The organism is Agrobacterium sp. 22-3639C2 (genome assembly GCF_053522105.1).
Window position 1 is genome coordinate 206,080 of sequence record NZ_JBNWDB010000005.1, and the last position, 22,116, is coordinate 228,195.

General features: G+C 59.7%; 19 protein-coding genes. 16 read left to right on the plus strand and 3 right to left on the minus strand.

Going from position 1 to position 22,116, the window contains the following annotated elements:
* The first annotated feature begins 142 nt into the window (after positions 1-142).
* The 13 genes from ACQZ6D_RS21375 (at position 143) to ACQZ6D_RS21435 (ending at position 13,708) form a co-directional block, all read left to right on the plus strand.
* Positions 143-1,198, plus strand: coding sequence for a dipeptidase (locus ACQZ6D_RS21375; protein WP_448730078.1), 1,056 nt, complete (start codon positions 143-145; stop codon positions 1,196-1,198).
* Between the two features lie 50 nt (positions 1,199-1,248).
* Positions 1,249-2,889, plus strand: coding sequence for an ABC transporter substrate-binding protein (locus ACQZ6D_RS21380; protein WP_003518100.1), 1,641 nt, complete (start codon positions 1,249-1,251; stop codon positions 2,887-2,889).
* Between the two features lie 18 nt (positions 2,890-2,907).
* Positions 2,908-3,975 (plus strand): ABC transporter permease, encoded by a 1,068-nt coding sequence (locus ACQZ6D_RS21385; RefSeq protein ID WP_003518099.1) that lies wholly within the window; start codon positions 2,908-2,910, stop codon positions 3,973-3,975.
* Positions 3,972-4,904: a nickel transporter permease gene (gene nikC, locus ACQZ6D_RS21390; protein WP_003518097.1), complete on the plus strand. Its 933-nt coding sequence runs from the start codon at positions 3,972-3,974 to the stop codon at positions 4,902-4,904. The genes ACQZ6D_RS21385 and nikC overlap by 4 nt, the downstream gene beginning before the upstream one ends.
* Positions 4,901-5,737, plus strand: coding sequence for an ABC transporter ATP-binding protein (locus tag ACQZ6D_RS21395; protein WP_003518096.1), 837 nt, complete (start codon positions 4,901-4,903; stop codon positions 5,735-5,737). Before nikC ends, ACQZ6D_RS21395 begins: the two co-directional genes overlap by 4 nt.
* Positions 5,734-6,483 (plus strand): ABC transporter ATP-binding protein, encoded by a 750-nt coding sequence (locus tag ACQZ6D_RS21400; protein ID WP_065658493.1) that lies wholly within the window; start codon positions 5,734-5,736, stop codon positions 6,481-6,483. Before ACQZ6D_RS21395 ends, ACQZ6D_RS21400 begins: the two co-directional genes overlap by 4 nt.
* A gap of 67 nt (positions 6,484-6,550) precedes the next feature.
* Positions 6,551-7,453, plus strand: coding sequence for a LysR family transcriptional regulator (locus ACQZ6D_RS21405; RefSeq protein ID WP_013762298.1), 903 nt, complete (start codon positions 6,551-6,553; stop codon positions 7,451-7,453).
* 186 nt (positions 7,454-7,639) lie between these two features.
* On the plus strand, positions 7,640-9,175 hold the full coding sequence (locus tag ACQZ6D_RS21410; protein WP_003518093.1) for an ABC transporter substrate-binding protein: 1,536 nt from the start codon (positions 7,640-7,642) through the stop codon (positions 9,173-9,175).
* 229 nt (positions 9,176-9,404) lie between these two features.
* Positions 9,405-10,355 (plus strand): ABC transporter permease, encoded by a 951-nt coding sequence (locus ACQZ6D_RS21415; protein WP_003518092.1) that lies wholly within the window; start codon positions 9,405-9,407, stop codon positions 10,353-10,355.
* Positions 10,352-11,173: an ABC transporter permease gene (locus ACQZ6D_RS21420; protein ID WP_013762300.1), complete on the plus strand. Its 822-nt coding sequence runs from the start codon at positions 10,352-10,354 to the stop codon at positions 11,171-11,173. The genes ACQZ6D_RS21415 and ACQZ6D_RS21420 overlap by 4 nt, the downstream gene beginning before the upstream one ends.
* A gap of 53 nt (positions 11,174-11,226) precedes the next feature.
* The gene (locus ACQZ6D_RS21425) at positions 11,227-12,624 is read left to right on the plus strand and encodes an amidase (protein ID WP_065658495.1); all 1,398 of its coding nucleotides are present in this window, start codon (positions 11,227-11,229) and stop codon (positions 12,622-12,624) included.
* 95 nt (positions 12,625-12,719) lie between these two features.
* Complete coding sequence (locus tag ACQZ6D_RS21430; RefSeq protein WP_019566944.1) at positions 12,720-13,286, plus strand: DJ-1/PfpI family protein; 567 nt, start codon at positions 12,720-12,722, stop codon at positions 13,284-13,286.
* A gap of 71 nt (positions 13,287-13,357) precedes the next feature.
* Complete coding sequence (locus ACQZ6D_RS21435; protein WP_003518088.1) at positions 13,358-13,708, plus strand: ribbon-helix-helix domain-containing protein; 351 nt, start codon at positions 13,358-13,360, stop codon at positions 13,706-13,708.
* A 36-nt stretch (positions 13,709-13,744) separates the two neighbouring features.
* Here ACQZ6D_RS21435 and ACQZ6D_RS21440 read toward each other — a convergent pair whose 3' ends face one another.
* From ACQZ6D_RS21440 to ACQZ6D_RS21450, 3 genes are all read right to left on the minus strand, one after another.
* On the minus strand, positions 13,745-14,665 hold the full coding sequence (locus ACQZ6D_RS21440) for an ABC transporter permease (RefSeq protein ID WP_448730077.1): 921 nt from the start codon (positions 14,663-14,665) through the stop codon (positions 13,745-13,747).
* Complete coding sequence (locus ACQZ6D_RS21445; RefSeq protein WP_003518086.1) at positions 14,658-15,668, minus strand: ABC transporter permease; 1,011 nt, start codon at positions 15,666-15,668, stop codon at positions 14,658-14,660. Before ACQZ6D_RS21445 ends, ACQZ6D_RS21440 begins: the two co-directional genes overlap by 8 nt.
* 76 nt (positions 15,669-15,744) lie before the next feature.
* Positions 15,745-17,454 carry a peptide ABC transporter substrate-binding protein gene (locus ACQZ6D_RS21450; protein ID WP_003518085.1) on the minus strand — a complete coding sequence of 570 codons (1,710 nt, stop codon included), beginning with the start codon at positions 17,452-17,454 and terminating at the stop codon, positions 15,745-15,747.
* Between the two features lie 305 nt (positions 17,455-17,759).
* Here ACQZ6D_RS21450 and ACQZ6D_RS21455 point away from each other — a divergent pair, with 305 nt between their 5' ends.
* The 3 genes from ACQZ6D_RS21455 to ACQZ6D_RS21465 all read left to right on the plus strand — a co-directional run bounded on the left by ACQZ6D_RS21455 (position 17,760) and on the right by ACQZ6D_RS21465 (position 22,037).
* Entirely contained in the window at positions 17,760-18,923 is a 1,164-nt protein-coding gene (locus tag ACQZ6D_RS21455; RefSeq protein WP_003518084.1) for a M20 aminoacylase family protein, read from the plus strand.
* A gap of 48 nt (positions 18,924-18,971) precedes the next feature.
* Positions 18,972-20,822, plus strand: coding sequence for an ABC transporter ATP-binding protein (locus tag ACQZ6D_RS21460; RefSeq protein ID WP_448730076.1), 1,851 nt, complete (start codon positions 18,972-18,974; stop codon positions 20,820-20,822).
* Between the two features lie 261 nt (positions 20,823-21,083).
* Positions 21,084-22,037: a sugar-binding transcriptional regulator gene (locus ACQZ6D_RS21465; RefSeq protein ID WP_003518080.1), complete on the plus strand. Its 954-nt coding sequence runs from the start codon at positions 21,084-21,086 to the stop codon at positions 22,035-22,037.
* The last annotated feature ends 79 nt before the right edge of the window (positions 22,038-22,116 follow it).

Genomic DNA, 22,116 nt, shown 5'->3' on the forward strand with positions numbered 1-22,116 from the left:
GCGGAGCCGTGAGAGATCGTCCTAAGATCGTTTCTGACAGACTATAGCAGTCGGCGAAAAATGCGCCGGTTTGCTCTCGCGCGGTGTTATTCCGGCGTCTGCCCGCCCCCTTTGGTTTTGCCGCTTACTGGAATTTCTTGACATGCATGCAGTGTTCGACGGTCATAATGATGTGCTGCTTCGGTTGTGGCGCAACAGCAAGGCCGGTGGCGATCCGGTGGCTGAATTCAAGAACGGTACCCGCGAAGGCCATATCGACGGTCCGCGTGCACGTGCAGGCGGTCTCGGCGGCGGCATCTGCGCCATCTACATTCCCTCCGGCGATCTGGTCCTGCAGGAGCCGGACGCGCAGGGTCATTACGATACACCGCTTGCGGCGCCGCTCGAACGCCAGCCCTCGCTCGATATTGCGATGGAAAAGGCTGCGATCGCGCTCAGGCTTGACCGTGCCGGCGCCTGGCGCCTTTGCCGCTCGACGGCCGATATCCGCAAGGCCTTTGCCGAGGATATTTTCGCGGCCGTGCTGCACATGGAAGGCTGTGAGGCGATCGGTGCCGATCTCGATGCGCTTGAGGTTTTTTATGCCGCCGGCCTGCGTTCGCTCGGTCCGGTCTGGAGCCGGCACAATATTTTCGGTCACGGCGTTCCCTTCTCCTATCCAATGTCGCCCGATACCGCGCCCGGCCTTACCGATGCCGGTTTTGCGCTGGTCAAGGAGTGCAACCGGCTCGGCATTCTCATCGATCTCGCCCACATCACCGAAAAGGGCTTCTGGGATGTGGCGAAGACCACGAACCAGCCTTTGATCGCCAGCCATTCCAACACACATGCGCTCACCCCCGTCGCCCGCAATCTTACTGACCGGCAGATGGATGCCATCAAGGAGAGCGGCGGTCTGGTGGGTCTCAACTACGCGGTCACCATGTTGCGGGCGGATGCGCGCGACATTGCCGACACGCCGCTTTCCGACATGGTGCGCCACATCGACTACATGGTGGAGCGTATGGGCGTCGATTGCGTGGCGCTCGGATCGGATTTCGACGGCGCGACGGTACCCGTTGGCGTTGCCGATGCCAGCGGCAACCACAATCTGGTTGCGGCGCTGAAATCGGCGGGCTACGGTGATGGAGAACTTGCTAAAATATGCCGGGAAAACTGGCTGCGCGTCCTATCCCAGGCCTGGCACGAGCCGGCCTGAAGGCAAATAAAAGCGAACTAAATCAATCTCATAACAAAAGGGGAGATCCTATGATCAAATCGCTCAACAAGTCCATGCGTATCCTCAGCACCAGCGCTGCTCTGTCGCTGATGATGCTGTCTGCGCCGCACGCTTTTGCCGCCACGCCGGCCGATACGCTGGTTGAAGGTTTCGCCATCGACGACATCATCACGCTCGATCCGGGTGAGGCATTCGAGCTTTCGGCAGCTGAAGTTACTGGCAACACCTACAGCAAGCTGGTTTCCATCGATCTCAACGACACGTCCAAGGTGATCGGCGATCTGGCCGAGAGCTGGACGACCTCTGAAGACGGTCTCACCTATACCTTCAAGCTGAAGACCGGCCTGAAATTCGCCTCCGGCAATCCGGTGACGGCAGATGATGTTGCCTTTTCCTTTGAACGTGCCATCAAGCTCGACAAGTCGCCAGCATTCCTTCTGACGCAGTTCGGTCTCAAGGGCGACAACGTCACTGAGAAGGCGAAAGCGACGGATGCCAACACCTTCGTACTGACGGTCGACAAGCCCTACGCACCGAGCTTCGTGCTGAACGTTCTGACCGCGACCGTTGCCGCAGTTGTCGACAAGAAGCTGGTGACCGAAAAGGCCAAGCCCGTCACGCCGAGCGCCGATTACAAATACGACACCGATTTCGGCAATGCGTTCCTGAAAACAGGTTATGCCGGTTCCGGCCCCTACAAGATCCTTGGCTGGAAGGCCAACGAAGCCGTCATTCTGGAGGCCAACCCCAACTATTACGGTGAGAAGCCGAAGTTGAAGCGCGTGGTCTATCGTCACATGAAGGAAAGCTCCGGCCAGCGCCTGGCGCTTGAAAACGGTGATATCGACGTTGCCCGCAACCTCGAGCCGGGTGATATGGAAGCCGTTTCCAAGAAGGAAGGCCTTGCCGTCACCTCCGCGCCCAAGGGCACCGTTTATTACTTCAGCCTCAACCAGAAGAACGAGAACCTGAAGAAGCCTGAGGTCGTTGAGGCCTTTAAATATCTCGTCGACTACGACGCGATCGGCGCGACGATCATCAAGGGCATCGGCGAAATCCACCAGACCTTCCTGCCAAAGGGCCAGCTCGGCGCGCTTGACGAGAACCCATACAAGCTCGACGTCGCCAAGGCCAAGGAACTGCTGGCGAAGGCTGGTCTGAAGGACGGCTTCACCGTGACCATGGATGTGCGCAACACGCAGCCGGTGACCGGCATTGCCGAAAGCGTACAGCAGACGCTGGCGCAGGCTGGCATCAAGCTGGAAATCATTCCCGGCGACGGCAAGCAGACGCTTACCAAGTATCGCGCCCGCACGCACGATATCTACATCGGCCAGTGGGGTTCGGACTATTTCGACCCGAACTCGAATGCCGAGACCTTCACGATCAACTACGACAACTCCGAAGAAGGCAAGAACAAGACGCTTGCCTGGCGTAACGCCTGGGACGTTCCGGAGTTGACGAAGGAAACGCAGTCGGCACTTCTGGAAAAGGATAATGCCAAGCGCGCCGCCATCTATCAGAACCTCCAGAAGGAAGTTCTCGAAAAAGGCCCGTTCGTCATCATCTTCCAGCAGACGGAAGTGGCGGGATACTCCGCGAAGCTCAAGGGCCTGAAGCTCGGACCGAGCTTCGACACCAACTATGTCTATACGATCTCCAAGGAATGATCCGGAAGGATCGGTCTCTTGAGCATCGTTGAAGCAAATAGCCGGGCGAGGCAGGGCAAACGCCGTGCCAACGCCCGCGCGAAGGCCATTCTCGGCTTCGCCGTCACCGTCATCACCACCTTTCTGGGGCTGATGGCGGTCACATTTTTCATTGGCCGCGTTGTGCCGATCGATCCCGCACTGGCGATCGTCGGCGACCGCGCGCCTGCGCATGTGGTCGAGCGCGTGCGTGAGCAGCTCGGCCTCAACCTGCCGCTCTGGCAGCAGTTCTTCATCTATCTGAAGCAGGCGCTGTCGGGTGATTTCGGCATCTCAGTCCTCACCACCAACCCGGTGATGGAGGATATCAAGCGGGTTTTCCCGGCAACCATAGAGCTTGCCACGCTCGGCACCATCATCGGCGCCGTTTTTGGCATTCCGCTCGGCGTGCTTGCCGCGGTCAAGCGCGGCAGCTTTGCCGACCAGGTCGTGCGCGTCATCGGCCTTATCGGCTATTCCGTGCCGATTTTCTGGCTTGGCCTCCTGGCGCTGCTGGTGTTTTACGCCCGGTTGCAATGGGTCGCCTATCCCGGCCGGATGGATATCGTCTACGAATTCACCTTTACGCCGGTCACGGGTTTCTTCCTGATCGACGCGATCTGGCAACGGCAATGGGACGTATTGTGGGATCTGTTCCGCCACATCATCCTGCCCGCCTCGCTGCTCGGCTATTTTTCGCTGGCCTATATCAGCCGCATGACGCGTTCGTTCATGCTGAATGAGCTCGCCCAGGAATATATCGTTGCGGCGCGCGCCAAGGGGCTTTCTGAAACGCGCATCATCTGGTTTCACGCTCTGCGCAACGCCGCCGTGCCGCTGGTGACCGTGATTGCGCTATCTTACGCCGGTCTGCTGGAGGGTTCGGTGCTGACCGAAACCATCTTCGCGTGGCCGGGGCTCGGCCTCTACATCACCAATTCCCTGCAGAATGCGGATATGAATGCCGTTCTTGGCGGCACGATCGTGATCGGCGCCATCTTCGTCGGCATCAATCTCTTCTCCGATCTGCTTTACCGGACGCTCGACCCAAGGACGCGCAGCCGATGACGATTTCGACCGATACACTCAAACCCTACAGCCGCGAATGGCTGCTCTCCGACCGGCCTGCCTCGCGCAGGCAGGCACGGCTAGGCCGTGCCTATGTCATCTGGCGGCGCTTTTCGGAAAACCGGCTGGCGCTGCTTGGCCTCGGCATCATCATTGCGCTGCTGCTTGTCGCACTGTTTGCCAATGTGCTTGCACCACACGATCCGGTGCAGGGCGATCTGCGCAATGCCCGGCTTCTGCCTCCGGGGACAGAAGGTTACCTGCTCGGCACTGACGATCAGGGGCGTGATATCCTCTCGCGCCTCATCCACGGTTCGCGGCTGACCCTGTTCGTCGTGCTGCTGGTGGCCATCATCGCCGCACCCATCGGACTCATCGTCGGCACCGTCTCGGGTTATGCCGGCGGCTGGGTGGATGCCGTTCTGATGCGCATCACCGATATTTTTCTGGCCTTTCCGAAGCTGGTTCTGGCGCTTGCGCTGGTGGCCGCACTTGGACCGGGCATTGAAAACGCGGTGCTCGCCATCGCGGTCACCTCATGGCCGCCCTATGCGCGCATCGCGCGCGCCGAAACCATGACCTTCCGCAATTCCGATTTCATCGCGGCGGTCAAGCTCATGGGCGCGTCGCCGTTTCGCATCGTCCTGAAACACGTCATGCCGCTTTGCATGTCGTCGCTCATCGTGCGTGTCACGCTCGATATGGCGGGCATCATCCTCACAGCAGCCGGTCTCGGCTTCCTTGGCCTCGGTGCACAGCCGCCGCTGCCGGAATGGGGCGCGATGATTGCTTCCGGACGCCGCTTCATTCTCGATCAATGGTGGGTTGCCGCCATGCCGGGTATTGCGATCCTGATCGTCAGCCTCGGTTTCAACCTTCTGGGCGATGGCCTGCGCGATGCGCTGGACCCCAAGGAGGCGAACCAATGAGCGCGCCGCTTCTGACCGTCGAGAACCTGCGCGTTTCCTTCCCCACCCGCACCGGGCTGGTGGAGGCGGTGCGTGGCGTCTCGTTCACGCTGGGACGCGAACGCCTTGGCATCGTCGGCGAGTCCGGCTCCGGCAAATCGCAGACCGGCCGCGCCATTATGGGGCTGACCCCGAAAAGTGCGCGCATCGAGGCCGATGTGTTGCGCTTCGGAGATGTCGATCTTCTCGGTGCTTCGGCAAAGGAGCGGCGGCTCATGCGCGGCAAGCGCCTGGCCATGATCCTGCAGGACCCGAAATATTCGTTGAACCCGGTCATGCCCATCGGCCGCCAGATCATGGAAACGCTGCGTACCCATGAAAGCATCGGTTCCGGCGAGGCGCGCCAACGCACGCTCGCCATGCTGGAGGCGGTGCAGATCCGCGATCCCGAGCGCGTGTTCGATCTTTACCCGCACGAGGTTTCCGGCGGAATGGGCCAACGCGTCATGATTGCCATGATGCTGGTATGCGGCCCGGAACTTCTGATCGCCGATGAGCCGACTTCCGCGCTCGACGTGACGGTCCAGCTCGAAGTGCTCGATATTCTCGACAAGCTGGTTCGCGACCGCGGCATGGGGCTGATTTTCGTCAGCCACGATCTGCGGCTGGTGTCGTCTTTCTGCGACCGCGTTCTGGTCATGTATGCGGGCAAGGTCGTTGAGGAGCTGTCTTCTGCCAATCTTAAAGAGGCGAAGCATCCCTATACGCAGGGTCTTTTGAACTGCCTGCCGGAAATTGGCGGCCACCGGCATCCGCTGCCGGTTCTGGAACGCAAGGCGGAGTGGCGCGCATGAACACGGTTCTTTCTATCAAAGACATGGTGGTCGATTTCGACGGATATATCGCCCTCGACAGCGTCAGCATCGATGTGGCCGAGGGTGAGTCCTTCGGTATCGTCGGCGAGTCCGGTTCCGGCAAGTCGACGCTGCTTCGGGCGATTGCCGGCCTCAACCATTTCGATGAAGGCTCGTTGATGGTGGCAGGTCGCTCCTATTCGGGCAAGCACCGCGACAAGAGCTTCTATAGCGATGTGCAGATGGTGTTTCAGGACCCTTACGGTTCCCTGCACCCCCGCCAGACAGTGGATGCGCTGCTGCTGGAACCACTCGTCATCCATGGTCTCGACAATCGCGAGCAACGCATCGCGCGTGCGCTTGATGAGGTGGGTCTCGGCACCGGTTTCCGCTTCCGCTATTCGCACCAGCTTTCCGGCGGTCAGCGGCAGCGTATTGCCATTGCCCGCGCGCTGATCGTCGAGCCGAAGATCCTGCTACTGGATGAGCCGACCTCGGCGCTCGACGCGTCCATTCAGGCGGAAATCCTCAATCTGCTGGAACAGGCCCGCAAGGACCGCAACCTCACCTTCGTTATGGTCAGCCACGATCTCGGCGTCATCAGCCACATGTGCGATCGCCTTGCGGTAATGAAAAGCGGCAAGGTGGTGGAAATGCTGGAAGCGGAAGCGCTGGAAAGCCGCGAGTTCACTGCGGATTATACCAGGCAGCTGCTGGTGGCGAGCGAGGGCTTCAAGCGCGCTTGAGCTGCCGCTATAGTCGGGTCAAGCCCGGCATGACGGACAGTGTCGGCCAAAACAGGGTATCCAGACCATGCAATTGCGCGCATTGATGTATTTCGACGAACTTGTCCGCACCAATTCCATGCGCGCCGCTGCCGAAAACCTGAATGTCGCGCCGACGGCAGTCAGCCGCCAGATCGAGAACCTCGAATATTATTTTGGCTCGCCTTTAGTGGAGCGTTCCAGCCGGGGCGTGAAGCTGACGGCGGCGGGGGAATTGCTGGCTGCCCGCGCTGGCAAGACGCTGCGCGAACTCGACCATGTGCACCAGCTGATCGATGACCTGAAGGGGCTTCAGCGCGGCCGGGTCACCGTTTATGCCAATGGCGCGACGGTGGCGAACCTTCTGGCGCCGGTGCTGGCGCAGTTCAGCCTCAAATATCCGCAGTTGCGCTTCGAGGTGCACATCACCAGCGCGCGCCAGGCGATGGAAGCACTGGGTGCAGCCGAAGCGGATCTGGTCGTCAGCCTTTTTGCGCCCAAGGTCTCCGGCGTGAAAGTGCGCTCGCGCACCCGTATCAGTTACGATGCTATCTTTCCGACCGGCCATGCGCTTGCCGCGCAGGCGGAAGTCTCGCTGAAGGAACTGGCCAGCCTGCCGCTTGCCCTGCCGGACAAGAGTTTCGCGGCGCGTCAGGCCTTCGATACGCTGTTTGCCGATGCCGGTATCGAGCTTGATCCCGTCTTTATCACCAGTTCGCTGGAAATGCTGAAGGAACTTGTTCTGGGCCATGCGGCGGCCACGCTGTTGCCTGCCTTGTCGGTAGCGCGTGAAATCCGCAGCGGCCAGATGGTTGCTGTTCCGCTTTCCGGCAAGAAGGGCATCCACACCCAGATCGATCTCTGCGTGGCGCCCGACCGGCAACTATCCTTCGCCGCCTCCAAGCTTGCCGATTTCATCGAGCGTTTCATGCGCGAGGCGACAGCGGGGTAGGGGAATTCGTCAGCCTGGAGAATTGTCCATCCCGGTTGATTTCCATCCGTATTTCCGTGTAGCCATTTCAGCTACACGGAGCACACAAAAATCACGATTGTGTGTGCGCCTGCAACATGACACTCTTTTTGCAACGGGCGGTCTTCGAAAGGCAAAAATGCCTCGGCCGCCAGACAGGGGACAATGATGCCACGCACTTATTTTTCGCAGCCGCTGAAAGTTACGCGGCGCGCCGCGCTTGCGCTTGCACTGGGGACGGCGCTCTGGATGCCGCTTTCGATGACGGACGCCGCGGCCGCGCCAAAGACCGCCTTGACGCTGGGCATGACAGTGGAGCCGACGGGTCTCGACCCGACAATTGCGGCACCCGTCGCCATCGGTCAGGTCAGCTGGCAGAACATATTCGAAGGTCTCGTCACCATCGACCACGACGGCAAGGTGAAACCGCAGCTTGCCGAAAGCTGGGAAATTTCAGCCGATGGCAAGACCTATACGTTCAAGCTGCGCCAGGGTGTTACTTTCCACGACGGCGAGGCCTTCGATTCCTCTGTTGCGAAATTTTCGCTCGACAGGGCGCGCGGTGAAACGTCGGTAAACCCACAAAAACGCTTCTTCACCGCCATCGAGAGCATAGAAACGCCGGATGCCGCGACGCTGGTACTGAAGCTGAAGCAGCCGGCGGGCAGCCTGATCTACTGGCTCGGCTGGCCGGCCTCCGTCATGGTTGCGCCGAAGAGCGCTGACAATAACCGTACCACGCCCATCGGCACCGGCCCGTTCAAGTTCGCAAACTGGGCCAAGGGCGACAAGGTGGAATTGGAGAAGAACGCGGCCTATTGGGACAAGGCGGTGGCGGTGAAACTTGAAAAGGCCACCTTCCGCTTCGTTTCCGATCCGCAGGCGCAGGCAGCGGCACTGAAATCCGGCGATATCGATGCCTTCCCGGAATTCGGCGCGCCGGAACTGATGACGTCCTTCGACGGCGATGCGCGTCTCGGTACCTTCGTCGGCAATACGGAACTCAAGGTCGTGGCTGGCATGAACAATGCCCGCAAACCCTTCAACGACAAGCGCGTGCGCCAGGCGCTGATGATGGCGGTGGACCGCGGCACGGTGATTGAAGGCGCATGGTCGGGTTACGGCACGGCCATCGGCAGCCACTACACGCCGAACGATCGCGGTTACATCGATACGACCGGTGTTCATTCTTACGATATAGACAAGGCAAAGGCGCTTCTTGCCGAAGCGGGTTACCCCGACGGTTTCAGCTTCACGATCAAGGCCCCGCAAATGGCCTATGCCCAGCGGACCTCGCAAATCCTCCAGGCGATGTTGGCCGAAATCGGTGTCACCATGACCATCGAGACCACGGAATTTCCGGCAAAATGGGTGGCGGATGTTTTGAAGGGCGCGGATTACGACATGACCATCGTCGCCCACGCTGAGCCGATGGATATCGATATCTACTCCCGTGATCCCTATTATTTCAACTATAAGAACCCTGCCTTCAACGAGGTCATCGCCAATGTCGAAAAGACGGCGGATGCGGCCGAGCAGGAAAAGCTTTACGGCGAAGCCCAGAAAATCCTCGCCGAAGATGTGCCGGCGCTGTTCTTGTTCGTGATGCCGAAACTCGGCGTCTGGGACAAGAAGTTGAAGGGGTTGTGGGAAAACGAACCCATTCCGTCCAATGTGCTGACGGATGTGCATTGGGAAGAGTGACGTTTGTTGTGAACGGCGAGGCGCATTCCTACCCACCACCTCATTCCCGTGCCTGTCACAGAAATCCAGCCAGCCCAAGTCGTTGGGCTGAAAGGAAACTTTCCGCCGCGCAGGCACGCTTCGGCTGGATCCCAGTGACAAGCACAGGGGTGAGGGAAGAGTGTGCGGGGATGACAATAAATCCATCCGCCACATCCCGAAACGAAACAACGCAAGGAAAGAATGCCAGATGTTAGCCGTTCTCGTCCGGCGCCTTGCAAGCCTCATCGTCACGCTGTTTGCGGTGTCGCTCATCATCTACATCATCATGGGGCTGTTGCCGGGTGATCCGGCGGCCATCATGCTCGGTACGTCGGCGAGCCCGGATACGCTTCTCGCGCTGCAAAAGCAGATGGGTCTCGATCAGCCCTTGCCATTGCGTTACATCCACTGGCTTGCAGGCGTATTCCGGGGTGATCTCGGACAATCCTACACCTACGGCGTGCCGGTAGCTGGGCTTATTGTCGAGCGGCTTGCCGTCACCCTGCCGCTTGCGCTGCTCGCGGTCTGCCTATCGGTCGCCATCGCCATTCCGCTCGGCGTCGCGGCAGCGAGAAGCCGAAACGGGCCGGTGGATTTCGCAGCCGGGCTGTTTTCCCATGTCGGCATTGCCGTTCCCGGTTTCTGGGTTGGGCTGCTGCTCATCATCGTCTTTTCCACCACGCTCGGCTGGATGCCATCAGGCGGTTTTCCCGGCTGGCGTCCGAGTTTTTCTGCCGGATTTATCGCGCTTGTGCTTCCAGCCATTGCACTTGCGCTGTCGCAGGCAGGCGTCCTCACCCGCGTCTGCCGCTCGGCAGTACTTGAGGTAATGAACGAGGATTTCGTGCGCACCGCCCGCGCCAAGGGGCTGAGCGAGCGGGTAGCGCTGTGGCGACATGCGGTGCCGAACGCCATGATCCCCGTTGTCACCATGATCGGCCTGCAATTCACCTTCCTGATTGCCGGGGCAGTGCTGGTGGAGAATGTCTTCAACCTGCCGGGCCTCGGGCGGCTTGCCTATCAGGCGTTGACCCAGCGGGATATCGTCGTCATGCAGTCCGTCGTGCTGTTCTTCTCGGCGCTTGTCATCGTCATGAATTTTCTGGTCGATATCGCCTATCTCTTTATCGATCCAAGACTGCGGGCAGGTGCACGATGATGCGACTGATCCGCCGCCGCCCCGCTTTCGTCCTTGGCATCGCCGTCACTCTCTTTCTTGTCGCGGTTGCCCTGCTTTCGCTGGTCTGGACGCCGGTTTCTCCGACGAAGATACAGATTGCCCAGAAGCTGAAATCGCCCTTTGCCTATGGCGGGCTTGGCACCGACCATTTTGGCCGCGATGTGCTGTCCATGCTGATGGCGGGGGCATGGAATTCGCTCTCCACCTCCATCGCCGCCGTTGCGATCGGCGCGCTCATTGGCACGGCGCTTGGCGTATCGGTCGCGGCACTGCGCGGTTTCACTGAAACCCTGGTGATGCGCGCCTGCGATATCATCTTCGCCGTACCGCCGATTTTGTCGGCCATGATGCTCGGCGCGTTCATCGGTACGGGGCGGTTCACCGCCATCATCGCCATTGCCACCTTCATGGTGCCGGTCTTTGCGCGGCTGACGCTGGGTGCGGCCTTGCAGATATGGTCGCGGGAATATGTCACCGCCGCCACCAGCATCGGCCAGAACCGCGCCAAGATCACGCTGTTTCATATCGTGCCGAATATTTCCAACCAGATCATCGTGCAGGTGACCATCCAGCTCGGCCTTGCCATCCTCACCGAAGCGGGACTCTCATTCCTCGGTCTCGGCATGCCTCCGCCGGCCGCCACCTGGGGGCGGATGCTGGCCGATGCGCAGACCTATCTAGGTGCTGCACCCTGGCTTGCCATCATGCCCGGCCTTGCCATTGCGCTCGCGGTCTTCGGCCTCAATCTGCTTGGCGATGGCCTGCGCGACCTGCTGGACCCACGCGATACCAGCTGACCGCTTCAAGCCGATATCGCCCATATTATCTGTTTTCTGACGAGACGAAGCTTATGACCGATCTCATACACCTCAACACGCTCGAAATCCTGGCGCTTTACGGGCAAAAGAAGCTGTCGCCATCGGAATATTGGCAGGCGGTAGAGGCCCGTATCGACGCATTCGAGCCCACGGTGAACGCGCTTTACGCCTATGATCCCGAGGATGCCCGCAAGCAGGCGCTGGCCTCGACGATGCGCTGGCAAAAAGGTGAAACGCTCGGGGCCCTCGATGGGATTCCGGTGTCGCTGAAGGAACTGATCGCCACCAAAGGCCAGCCAGTTCCGCTTGGCACCAAAGCGGTGGAACTGGTGCCGGCTCTGGAAGACGCGCCAGTTGCGGCCCGCTGCCGCGAGGACGGCGCCATCATTTACGCCAAAACCACCTGCCCGGATTACGGCATGTTGTCATCGGGTCTTTCCAGTTTCCACAAGCTCAGCCGCAACCCGTGGGACCCGACACAGAACCCCGGCGGCTCCAGTGCCGGTGCGGCTTCTGCCGGTGCTGCGGGTTACGGCACGCTGCATATCGGTACGGATATTGGCGGCTCGGTGCGGCTACCGGCGGGGTGGACGGGGCTGTTCGGCTTCAAGCCCAGCCAGGGCCGCATACCCGTCGATCCCTATTATACAGGCCGCTGCGCCGGGCCGATGACCCGCACCGTCGTTGACGCCGCCTATGCCATGGCTACGCTTTCCCGCCCGGACTGGCGTGACGGCACCGCGCTGCCGCCCAACGATATCAACTGGATGGACCTCGATATCGACGTAAAGGGCCTGAGGATCGGCCTGATGCTGGATGCCGGCTGCGGCTTGGCTCTGGACGATGAGGTGCGGGATGCTGTTTTGGCGTCCGCAAAGCTGTTCGAAGATGCAGGTGCCATCGTGGTCCCGGTCGAGCCGGTGCTGTCTCGGGACATGCTGGATGGGCTGGATGATTTCTGGCGGGCGAAATTCTGGGGCGATATGGCGGCGCTGAGTGACGAACGACGCGCGGCGATCCTTCCCTATATTCACGAATGGGCGCAGAAGGGCGCTGATGTTTCCGGCGCGCGTGCCGTTTTCGGTTTCAACCAGACCATGGAAATGCGCAAAGCCTGCGGGCGGTTGATGCAGTCAGTTGATGTGGTGATTTCACCCGTCAATCCCGTCGTCTCCTATCCGGCCGACTGGGCCTCGCCCACCAACGACCCCGAGCGACCCTTCGAACATATCGCCTTCACCGTCCCTTGGAACATGTCGGAACAGCCGGCATCCTCGATCAATTGCGGCTTCTCGAAATCCGGGATGCCCATCGGCTTGCAGATCGTCGGCCCGCGTTACGCGGATCTGCTCGTTCTCAAGCTTTCCAACGCCTTCGAGGATTGGGGCGGCGGTGTTCGTCGCTGGCCGGAGCCGCCCAAAGCGCGCTGATCCCGTCTTTATCGGCCCTGTAGTATAGCCATAATACCCGCTTCTCCACCCCTCCTGTTACGGTGCCCCGGGCATTCGAAATGGGAGGAGCAAGCATGCCGAAGAAGATTTTGATGATCACCGGCGATTTCGCCGAGGACTACGAGACCATGGTGCCGTTCCAGACGCTGCTTGCGGTTGGTCACACGGTGCATGCCGTCTGCCCCGGCAAGAAGGCTGGCCAGACGATCGCGACCGCGATCCATGATTTCGAGGGCGACCAGACCTATTCAGAAAAACGCGGCCATAATTTCGCGCTCAACGCAACTTTTGCCGATATCATGGTCGCGGATTACGACGCGCTGGTCATTCCGGGTGGTCGCGCGCCGGAATATCTGCGGCTGAATGCGGATGTGCTTGCCGCCGTGAAGCATTTCTTCGAGGCTGACAAGCCGGTCGCGGCTGTCTGCCACGGTGCCCAATTGCTGGCGGCTGCGGGTGTCCTCAAGGGCCGCACCTGCTCGGCCTATCCGGCCTGCCGCCCCGAGGTGGAACTGGCGGGCGGTACCTATGCCGATATCGCCATCGATGCGGCGGTTACCGACGGCAAGCTGGTGACGGCGCCCGCATGGCCGGCGCATCCGGCATGGCTTTCGCAATTCATGGTGGTGCTCGGCAGATAAGGCCGGCGGAATGGGGCTTTTACCGGTCCCGTTTCCCGTCTATCTTCTGCAGCTTGCTGAGGGAGGACACCATGTGCAAGCTTTTCATCAAGGCAGACCCGACGCTTTGGGAAAGCCATACCCGGTCTTTGCGGATCGATGGCATGGTCACCAGCGTCAGACTTGAAAACTTCTTCTGGACGACTCTGGACGAGATTTCACGCCGCGATGGCATGAACAGCGCGCAGCTCATTGCCAAGCTTTATAATGAATCGATCGATGCCGGGCATGATCTCGGCAACTTCACCTCGTTTTTACGAGTCTGCTGCGGGCGTTATCTGGCCTTGCAGCTTTCCGGCGATATTCCGGCGCGCAGCGACATTCCGATTGCTGCGCTGGATGCAGACAGCATTCTCGACGCGGAAAAGATGAATTATCACTGAGATAAAGGGAAGGGCGCAGCCACCGCGCCCTTCGCCTCAGCTCTTAAGCGCCCTTGGATCAAGCGCATCACGCACGGCGTCGCCGATGTAGTTGACGCTCAGAACCGTCAGCGAGATTGCCAGTCCAGGCCACAGCACGCGCGAGGGCGTCAGCTGCAGGAAGTTGGCGCCATCGAACAACAGCCGTCCCCAGGTCGGAAAGTCGGACGGAAAACCGAGGCCGAGGAAGGACAGCGCCGATTCCGTGATGATGGCCGAGGCGATGCCGAGCGTGGCTGAGACCATGATCGAACTCCACACATTCGGCAGGATATGGCGCAGGATAATGCGGTATTCGCGCATGCCGCTCGATTTCGCCGCCATGATAAACTCCTGGCTTTTGATCGTCAGCACGTCGCCGCGCACGATGCGTGCGGTATGCATCCAGCTGGTTACCCCGATCACGAAGACGATGAGGATGAAGATACCGGTTTCCGGCCCGAAAGCGGCACGCAGCGTATCGCGGAACAGCATGAGAATGACGAGCAGCAGTGGCAGCAGCGGCAGGGCCAGAAAAAGGTCCGTCAGCCGCATAAGCGGCCCGTCAAGTCTTCGGAAATAGCCTGACAGCACCCCCACCAGCGTGCCGAGAAACAGCGCCAGCAGCATGGCGGTGATGCCGACGGCAAGCGAGATGCGCCCGCCCGCCAGCACCTGCGCCAGCATGTCCTTGCCCAGATTGTCGGTGCCGAAGGGATGCGCCAGCGACGGCCACTGGTTGCGTTCCTTCACATTGATGGCATTGGGCGCGACAGTGTGGATATAGGGGCCGACATAGACCGCAAGCAAAATAAAGATGAAAACGAACAGGCCTGCCACGCCGCCCTTGTGGACCCGGAACTGTTTCCAGATATCGGCAAGTGCCGATTGCACAGGCGTGGCGGCGACGGCTGGTGCTGCGAGGGTGGCGTCAGTCATAGCGGATCCTCGGGTCGAGAATGCCGTAAAGCACGTCGGCAATCAGGTTGAAGAGCACGATAAGCACCGCGAAAATGAAGGTCAGCGTCTGCACCAGCGGAATATCCGCACCCTGAACGGCGGTGATCAGCAATTGGCCAAGCCCGTTCACACGGAAAATCTGTTCGGTAATGATGGCGCCGGAAAAGATCGTCGGCACGCCGAGTGCGATGACGGTGACGACGGGTATAAGGCTGTTGCGCAGGACGTGAACGAGCAGAACGGATTTTTCCTTCACGCCCTTGGCACGCGCGGTGCGTACATAGTCCTGATGGAGATTGTCCAGCATCGAGGCGCGCACGAAACGGCTGATCTGCGAGACGTTGTAAAGGGTCAGCACCAGAACCGGCATGAACATCTGTTTGATCTGTGCCACGAGGCTTCCCCAGTCAGTCACCTGCAGATTGGTGTCGTAGACGGAAGGGAACCATTGCAGATAGGAGCTGAAGATGACGACCAGCAGCACGCCGGTGAAGAAGGTGGGAACCGAATAACCCACCATCGAGACGAAGGTGCCGATCTGATCGAAGATCGAATATTGCTTGTAGGCGGAAATGACGCCGATCGGGATCGCCAGAAGCGCGCCGAAGAGATAGGCAAGGCCGACGACCCAAAGCGTTTGCGGCATGCGCTGGATGACGAGATCGACCACCGGGCTGCGCGTTGCCCAGGACAGCACACGCATGCGGCTGCCGTCGCCGATCTGCCAGCCTGTCAGCTTCTCGAACAGGTTCAGCGGTTCATTGATGAAGAATTGCTGCAGCCACAGCATGTAACGGATGAAGAAGGGCTGGTCGAGACCGAGCGAGGCGCGGATCTGCTCGCGCACTTCGGGCGGAATGGTCAGCGGCAGGTCGCCGGTCGGATCATTCGGCGCCAGATCGAGTAGGGCGAAGATGACGAAGCTGATGACGAGCAACGTCGGTACGGCAAAGGCAAGCCGCCGGAGCGTAAAGGTAAACATCGGAAAGTCTCCAGACCGTCAGGGTCTCGCAAAATGAGCGCGGTCCCCCCGTCAGGGGCGACCGCGCATTTGCGGGTTACTTTTTGCGGGACCAATCCGCGACGTTCCAGAGTTCCGAATCCCAGGCGTTCATGCGAACGCCTTCGAGTGTCAGCGAATGCGAGGAGACGCTGCCGCGATGGATGAGCGGAATATGCGCGCCTTCTTCGGTCAGCATATCGTTCAGCTGCTTGGAAATCTCACCGCGCTTGGCAGGGTCTGCGGTCTTGGAGAGTTCGCCCACCAGCTTGTCGAATTCCGGGTTGCAATAACGCGGAATGTTCTGGCCCTGCCAGCCGTTAGCCGGAGCCGGGATCTTGTCGCATAGCCATTCCGCCAGATATTTTTCCGGGTCTGTACCGTCGAAATTGTTGGTGTACATTTCAACATCGGCGAAAAATTTCTGGAAGGTGTCGGGGCTTGCCGGATCGCCGCCGAAGAAGACGGAGGCGCTGACATTGCGCAGTTCGGAAGCAACGCCAATCTGCGACCACATGTCCTTCACCAGTTCCTGCGTGGCCTGGCGAACAGAGTTTGTGGAGGTCTGGTAGAGGAAGGACAGTTTCACACCGTTCTTGGCGCGGATGCCATCGGCGCCCTTTACCCAGCCCGCATCATCCAGCAGCTTGTTTGCGCCTTCCAGATCCTGTTTCAGGCACCAGCTGTCATTCTTGGTCGAAGCGACGGCTTCCGGGGCCGGCACGATATTGCAGGTCGGCTTGCCTGCCTCGCCATAACCTGCCTCATCGATAATATCGCGGTCGATTGCAAGCGAGAGCGCGCGGCGCACGGCCGGGTCGGAAAGGGCCGGATGCGGGCCGCCTTCCTTGGTGGAGCGCTTGTCACCCAGCGCAGGATCGGCGTTGTACCAGTTGAGATTGATACGCTCGACCTGCGTGCCGAAGGCAGTTTCCAGCTTGCCCTTGCCGGCAGCTACCATGGTGGCCAGAATTTCCGGCTCCACCTGCATGTTCCAGGCGTAGTCGAATTCGCCGGTTTCAAGAACGGCGCGTGCAGCGGAAGCTGCGTCACCGCCGCCCTTCAGGGTAGCCGTGGCGAAGGCGGGCTTGGCCGGATCGCGATAATTGGGGTTGGCCACGAAGCTGATGACGTCGTTCGGCTTGAAATCCTTGACCACGAAGGGGCCGGTGCCGATGGGGCCGAAATTGGCGGATGTGCAGCCGGGAGCCGCAGCGCCGACGCATTTTTCAAACTGTTTCTTCTGGATGACAGGCGATTGTGCGCCAACAAATGCGGAGTAGGGGTAGGGCTTCGGTTCGTTGAAGCTGATCTTGATGGTGTGGGCGTCGATCGCCTCGACGTTCTTCACGCCTTCATATTGTGCCGCCTGCGCGCAGCCGCCGTCCGGTGCGATGCAATATTTCCAGGTGAAGATGACGTCGTCAGCGGTAAAGGGCGTGCCATCAGACCATTTGACGTCGCTCTTCAGTTTCCACGTCATGCTGAGCAGATCTTTCGCGATGCCGCCATTGTCGACCGTCGGAATTTCGCTCACCAGCATCGGCACCAGCTCGCCTTTTTCGTCGTAGCGCGCCAGCGGCTCGATCACCATGGACGAGCTGTAGACTTCCTTCGTGCCAGCGGAAAGATATGGGTTGAGTGTCGATACAGCCTGCCAGAAAAGGATTTTCAGTTCGCCGTCACTGCCACGCTCGGCATGGGCGGCAGAGCCTGCCATGGCCAAGGCCGCCACCGTGCTGGCAAAGAGAACGCTGCGCTTCTTCATTGTGATTTTCCCCTTTGAAGATTTTATCTGTTTGAATGTTTGACGCTTTTCCTCAACGTCATTTGCAAGTCTTTTGTTTTAAGTGTTTGACTTTGCTAACGAATATTCTTCCGTTCCTAATGATGCTATTGTCAGTTTTTTTGAAATGCAAGCCCCAAACTCTGATTGATGAACAAAATTTGAGCCGATTGGCTTCGGGCCTATTTTTCACTCATCTAGCGAAATTCATACTTGCAAAAGCAGAAATTCCAAACGCAATATGGTTCCCGACAACCCGGCGGGGAACAAAAAAAGGAAAAATGGGAATGCCGATATTGAACCGTGTGGCCGAGATGCAGGAAGAAGTAGCCGGTTGGAGGCGCCACCTGCACGAGACGCCGGAGCTGCTCTACGACGTCTTCGAAACCTCGAAATTCGTGGCGGAGAAACTCAAATCCTTCGGATGCGATATCGTCGAAACCGGTATTGGCAAGACCGGCGTGGTGGGCATCATCAAGGGGCGGCACGGGGACGGCCCGACCATCGGTTTCCGCTCCGACATGGATGCGCTGCCGATCCTCGAAACCAGCGGCAAGCCCTGGGCTTCCAAGGTTCCGGGCAAGGCCCATTCCTGCGGCCATGACGGGCACACAGCCATGCTTTTGGGCGCGGCGCAATATCTGGCCGAGACCCGTAATTTCAAAGGGTCCGTGGCCGTCATCTTCCAGCCGGCTGAAGAGGGTGGCGCAGGGGCACTTGCCATGCTGAACGACGGCATGATGGAGAAATTCGGCATTTCTCAGGTCTATGGCATGCATAACGAGCCGGGCATTCCGGTCGGCAACTTCGCCATCCGCAAGGGTTCGACGATGGCGGCGGCGGATAGTTTCGAGATCGTCATTACCGGTAAGGGCAGCCATGCGGCGGCCCCCCATCTTTCCGTCGATCCGGTTCTGACCTCGGCCTATATCATCATCGCCCTGCAATCCATCGTCTCGCGGGAAACGGACCCGTTGAAATCGCTGGTCGTCACCGTCGCCACCACCCACGGCGGCACAGCGGGCAATGTCATTCCCGGTTCGGTGACGCTGACCGGCACGGTGCGCACCCTGCTGCCGGAAACCCGCGATTTCGCCGAAAAACGGTTGAAGGAAGTGGCGACAGCCACCGCCATGGCGCATGGCGCGACGGCGGAGGTGAGATACGATCGCGGTTATCCCGTCACCTTCAACCACAATGACGAAACCGAATTCGCAACCAGCGTGGCGGCAGGTGTGGCAGGCGCAAACGCCGTCAACACCAATCCCAACCCGCATATGGGCGCGGAAGATTTTTCCTACATGCTGGAAGCACGCCCGGGCGCCTTCATCTTCATCGGTAACGGCGACACGGCCGGGCTGCACAATGCCGCCTATGACTTCAACGACGAGGCCCTGCCTTACGGCATCAGCTACTGGGTCTCGATGGCCGAAACCGCGCTTGCTGCGTAAGACATCCGGCGGCCTTCATGGCCGCCTTTCGCTTTTCAGGAGATCGGCATGCTTTTGGCGGCAACATCCATGGAACAGACCGGCGGTTCGGTAAGTCCGGTTCTTTCGGTTCAAAATCTGACCACGTCCTTCCGCGTTGATGGCGGCTGGAAATCGGTCGTCTGCAATATGAGTTTCGACATTGCGCCCCGCGAGACGGTGGCGATCGTTGGCGAGAGCGGCTCGGGCAAAAGCGTGACGTCGCTGTCGATCATGCGGCTTCTCGATAAGAAAACGAGCCGCATCGAGGGTAAGGTCATGCTCGGCGGGCGCGATTTGCTGGCACTTCCGGAAGAGGAGATGCGCAAGGTTCGTGGCAAGGACATTTCGATGATCTTCCAGGAGCCGATGACCAGCCTCAATCCGATCTTCCCGATCGGCAAGCAGATCGCCGAAGCGCTGACCGTGCACCAGGATATTTCCTCATCTGCTGCCAAGGCCGAGGTTGTCAGGCTTCTGGAAAAAGTCCGCATTCCCAATGCGAAGAACCGTTTCGACGACTATCCGCACCAGTTTTCCGGCGGCATGCGCCAGCGCGTGATGATTGCCATGGCGCTTGCCTCCAAGCCGAAGCTCCTGATTGCAGACGAGCCGACGACGGCGCTCGACGTGACCATTCAGGGCCAGATTCTCGACCTTATCAAGCAATTGCAGGAAGAGGAGGGCATGTCGGTCCTGTTCATCACCCATGATATGGGCGTGGTGGCGGAAGTGGCTGACCGCACCATCGTCATGTTCCGCGGCGACGTGGTGGAAACCGGCACGACGGACGATATCTTCCATCGCGGGAACCATCCCTATACGCGCGCCCTGCTTTCGGCGGTGCCGAAGCTCGGTTCGATGAAAGAGCGGGTACTGCCCGCCCGTTTTCCGATCATCGATATCAAGACCGGCGAAAGCCAACCGGTCGAAGAGGTCAGGAACACGGTTTCCGGTGGTCGCACGCCCATTCTTTCGGTCCGGGACCTGACGACCCGCTTCGATATCCGCTCCGGTCTTCTCGGTCGCAAGTCCGGTGCCGTGCATGCGGTGGAGAAGGTCTCCTTCGATCTGGCTGAGGGCGAGACACTATCGCTGGTCGGTGAATCCGGCTGCGGCAAGTCCACCACGGGGCGGTCGATCACCCGGCTGATCGAACCGACCTCCGGTAACGTGACGCTCGACGGTTACGAGGTGATGAAACTCGACAAGACGACGTTGCGCACCATGCGCCGCAGCGTGCAGATGATCTTTCAGGACCCCTTCGCCAGTCTCGATCCGCGCATGAGCATCGGGACGGCGATCATGGAGCCCTTCATCGAACACCGGCTTGGACCGAAGGCGCAGGCGCGTGAAAAGGCGGCGGACCTGATGGAGAAGGTTGGCCTCAGCCCGGATATGATGCGGCGCTTCCCGCATGAGTTTTCCGGCGGCCAGCGCCAGCGCATCGCCATTGCCCGTTCGCTGATGCTTGACCCCAAGGTCATCGTTGCCGATGAAGCGGTGTCGGCGCTTGATGTCTCCATCAAGGCGCAGGTCTGTAACCTGCTGCTCGATCTGCAACAGAGCCTCAACCTCGCCTTCCTGTTCATTTCTCACGATATGGCTGTGGTGGAGCGTGTCAGCCATCGTGTCGCGGTGATGTATCTCGGCGAGATCGTCGAAATCGGCCCACGCGCCGCCGTCTTCGATAATCCGCAGCACCCCTATACGAAAAAGCTGATGTCCGCCGTTCCGGTGCCGGATCCGGCCCGGCGCCAGATCAGGCGCAACATGGCAACGGACGAGATCAAAAGCCCGATCCGTCCTGTGAACTATGTTCCGCCGCAACGCCATTACCGCGAGGTTTCGGAAGGGCATCTGGTGCAGGAAGCGGCTTGATATAGAGGAAACTGCGCAGGGATAGGTGCCTCTGTGTTCACAACGTCATCCTGGGTCTTGTGCCGAGGATCTGCCAATGTCTCGTAAATCGGTGCATTGCAGATGCTCGGGACAGGCCCGAGCATGACGGAGGAAATGTTTTGCATCTTCTTTAGAGGTGCCCGGTCCCGCCAAACGCTTCGCTCAGTCGCTGTGCCGTTTGACAGGCGGCCTGAAAAAATGCCAGCAAATGCTCGAGCATAATTCTTAGAGGGCGGCGGCATGGCCAGACGGAACGACGCACATGGACGGCTGGATGATGCGGCGCGTGCTGGCTGGCTTTATTATGTCGCGGGCCGCACGCAGGACGAGATCGCCGCTGCCATGGGCATATCCCGGCAATCGGCGCAGCGGCTGGTATCGCTGGCCGTCGCCGAGCGGTTGATCAAGGTCCGGCTCGATCATCCTATCGCCGCCTGTCTCGAAAAGGCGGAGCGGCTGAAGCAGAAATTCGACCTTAGATATATCGAGGTGGTGCCGAGCGATCCCGCTGGCGTTTCCTCCACGGTCGGCATTGCCGAGGCCGGCGCGGCGGAAATCGAGCGCTGGCTGAAAAATGCCGATCCCATCGTGCTTGCCATCGGCACCGGCCGTACGCTGAAGGCGGCTGTGGACCAACTGCCGCCGATGGAATGTCCGCAGCACCGCATCGTGTCACTGACAGGCAATATCGGGCCGGATGGATCGGCCGCCTATTACAACGTCATCTTCAGTATGGCCGATGCCATCAAGGCGCGGCATTTCCCGATGCCGCTGCCGGTTCTCTGCTCGTCTGCGGAAGAGCGGGAACTGCTGCACGACCAGTCCATGGTGCGCTCCACGCTGGCGCTGGGTGCAGCCGCCAATGTCACCTTCGTCGGCGTCGGCGAACTGGGAGAAAATGCACCGCTCTGCGTTGATGGTTTTCTCGGTGTCGACGAGATGAAGGCCCTGATGGCAAGCGGTGCGATCGGCGAAATCTGCGGCTGGATGTATGATGCCAACGGCCGCATTCTCGACCATTCCGTCAACGAGCGCGTCGCCTCCGTTCCCATTCCGTCCAGAGAGACCTGCACGGTCATCGGCATGGCGCAGGGCGCGCGCAAGAATGCCTCGATTCTCGCGGCACTGAGGGGTGGTCTTTTGAACGGCCTCATCACCGACGAAGCGACAAGTGAATATTTGCTCACACACTGAGCAAAAATTAATCCATTAAAATCAATAGTTTGATTTTTCCATGTGCGCCGCAGCACAGGATGTTGCTTGACTTTTTTCG